The 2,465-nt window shown below is 55.5% G+C and carries 4 protein-coding genes; 1 reads left to right on the plus strand and 3 read right to left on the minus strand.

The window, feature by feature from the left end:
• A partial coding sequence (locus tag CINSTRO3249_RS15025; protein ID WP_143146883.1) for an integrase core domain-containing protein occupies positions 1–238 on the plus strand: 238 nt, incomplete at its 5' end.
• A gap of 71 nt (positions 239–309) precedes the next feature.
• On the opposite strand, the gene apbE is transcribed toward CINSTRO3249_RS15025, so the two are convergent.
• The 3 genes from apbE to CINSTRO3249_RS15040 all read right to left on the minus strand — a co-directional run.
• Positions 310–1,359 (minus strand): FAD:protein FMN transferase ApbE, encoded by a 1,050-nt coding sequence (gene apbE / locus CINSTRO3249_RS15030; RefSeq protein ID WP_074013825.1) that lies wholly within the window; start codon positions 1,357–1,359, stop codon positions 310–312.
• A 307-nt stretch (positions 1,360–1,666) separates the two neighbouring features.
• Positions 1,667–1,966, minus strand: coding sequence for a hypothetical protein (locus tag CINSTRO3249_RS15035; protein ID WP_074013826.1), 300 nt, complete (start codon positions 1,964–1,966; stop codon positions 1,667–1,669).
• A gap of 252 nt (positions 1,967–2,218) precedes the next feature.
• On the minus strand, positions 2,219–2,465 hold a 247-nt coding region (locus tag CINSTRO3249_RS15040; protein ID WP_143146887.1), incomplete at its 5' end, for an integrase core domain-containing protein.

The following is a 2,465-nucleotide window of genomic DNA, read 5'->3' on the forward strand; positions in this document are numbered from 1 at the left end:
CGGCGACTCCTACGATAATGCGATGGCAGAGAGTATCAACGGGTTGTACAAAACGGAGGTTATCCACCGCGGGAGCTGGAAAAACCGGACGGAAGTGGAGTTGGCCACGCTGGACTGGGTGGACTGGGTGGACTGGTACAACAACAGAAGGCTGCTCGGGCGGCTGGGTTACATCCCTCCTACTGAAGCCGAAATGAACTATTACGCTTTGCAATTAGCATCAGAGGAAGCGGCGTAGTATTGCCAAAATTACTCTCTAATAAACTCGGGGTTATTCAAGGCAGGGGTTTCGTCCCAAGCCCGGCGACGTTAAGCGCCTTTATCACTCTGCGAAATGATAAAGGAGGAAAACTGCGGCGACATCCAGGTGGTAAACCCTTTCTCGGTTTTGGTGATCAAAAACACCGCCAAGCCTTCTTGCAGCGCCAATTGTTTGGCTTTTTCGGTGCCAAGCACCATTAAACCGGTATCCCAACCGTCCGCTTCCAGCGCCGCTGTGGCAATAACCGTTGCGGAAACCAGTTTGTGATTTATCGGTCTACCGGTGACAGGATCAATGACATGGCTTATGCGTTTACCCTCAAGCTCATAGTAGTTCCGATAGCTGCCGGAGGTGCTGATACCATGTCCCTGTAAATCCACCACCGCCTCCGCCGCCACGGCTTCATCCGTCGGGTGCTGGATAGCCACTCGCCAGGGCTGCTGGCTGGAAGACACACCCCGGGTCAACACCGCGCCGCCCACCGACACCAGATAGCGGGTAATGCCCCGCTGCTCCAGCAGGGCGGCAAGGTGGTCGGTGGCATACCCCTCGCCGACGGTGGAAAGATCGACATACATGTCGGGCACCGATTTTTGCAGCCACTGCCCCTTGCTGGTTTCAATAAGCCGCAGATGCCCCAGTCCAACGCGCGCGCGCGCGCTGTCGATTTGCTCAGCATCCGGGGTCTTTGTCGGTTGTTTTTCCGGGCCAAAGCCCCATAAGTTCACCAGTGGTCCAATGGTAATGTCCATCGCGCCGCCGGTTTTCGCGCCAATACGCAATGCGGTAGAGATGATATCCGCCATGCCCGGGGTAATCGGCTGTGGGTCGGTGCCGCGATAACGGTTAAATTGCGATAAAACGGTATCGTTTTGCCAAGTGGAAATCTGGTGATTATCCTCGGCCAATTGCTGCTCAATCGCGTCGTTCAGGCCCGTCAGGGCTGCCGCGGGCGGGTTCGCCACCAACACGCGATAGTAGGTGCCCATGGTTTTCCCTTCGGCGCGCCAAGGCGGCGCCTGATCCGATGGCGTGGCGCCGTCGCATCCCCCGAGCAACATCAATGTTGCCAGCATTACCCCTGTCAATCTGGTCATAGCATATCCTTTAACGGCCAATATCGCCGCCCAAAGCCCCAAAGGCTGGGGCTTATCCCGGCGGCATAAAACGGTCCATATGCTGCCTGAGTCAACGCGTAAAATCCATGCCCGGGCCGAATATGGAATAGGTAACGTTTACAAGCGAGGAGTTTGCGGCCAAAAAGCCGCCGGCCTTTCCCAAACGGTAGTCAGGCAGGCGGTGGACCGTCGTGGCGGCCTGAAGGGAGGGGTAAAAAAACAAGCGCGCTGCAGCCGGCAGCGCGGTGTCCGACGGTGGCCGCGCCAGTCTTCCCCGACGAAATCCTTATAGCCCTGAATGCGGGTTGCCCTGAGCATAGTTGAACATTCGCTGCACCACTTCATCCGCGCCTTTGATAACCTCGGAGAGCTGCCGGTCGCTGCGATTCACCGCCTGGGAATAGGCGATTTCATGAGCTTCATCCACCATGGTAATGATCCGGTCGCGGGTTTGGACATCCAAATTACCCAGGATAGTGGTCAACACGATCTGATAGGCATGAGACGTCACCGTAAGTTGACGTTCCCGCGCCTCGAGCGCTTCGATACGGTCCAACAGGACCTGATATTGGGGATCGTTCGCCATAATGATTTCCCTTGCGTGACAAAAAAACAGCCGGACCAAGATGATTACCGTAGCGGTCGACGGTAAATAAGGCCACCTCGTTATACACAAGTCCGCAACGACTTATATGCCAAGGGTTAGCGGGCTGAAATAGGCAGCCGGTGGGGTTGTAAATGAAGTGAAACCGACGTGTACTATCGCCATTTACGGCGCTGAAAAATGACACGGGATTCTGAATAACCCCGAGTTTATTAGAGAGTAATTTTGGCAATACTACGCCGCTTCCTCTGATGCTAATTGCAAAGCGTAATAGTTCATTTCGGCTTCAGTAGGAGGGATGTAACCCAGCCGCCCGAGCAGCCTTCTGTTGTTGTACCAGTCCACCCAGTCCACCCAGTCCACCCAGTCCAGCGTGGCCAACTCCACTTCCGTCCGGTTTTTCCAGCTCCCGCGGTGGATAACCTCCGTTTTGTACAACCCGTTGATACTCTCTGCCATCGCATTATCGTAGGAGTCGCCG

The sequence above is a fragment of the Candidatus Sodalis sp. SoCistrobi genome (assembly GCF_900143145.1).
Classification (GTDB): Bacteria; Pseudomonadota; Gammaproteobacteria; order Enterobacterales; family Enterobacteriaceae; genus SoCistrobi.

Bases quoted from the DNA above. Each gene is read 5' to 3' on its own strand.
- CINSTRO3249_RS15035 (WP_074013826.1), bottom strand. From the start codon at position 1,966: ATGGCGAACGATCCCCAATATCAGGTCCTGTTGGACCGTATCGAAGCG.
- apbE (WP_074013825.1), bottom strand. From the start codon at position 1,359: ATGACCAGATTGACAGGGGTAATGCTGGCAACATTGATGTTGCTCGGG.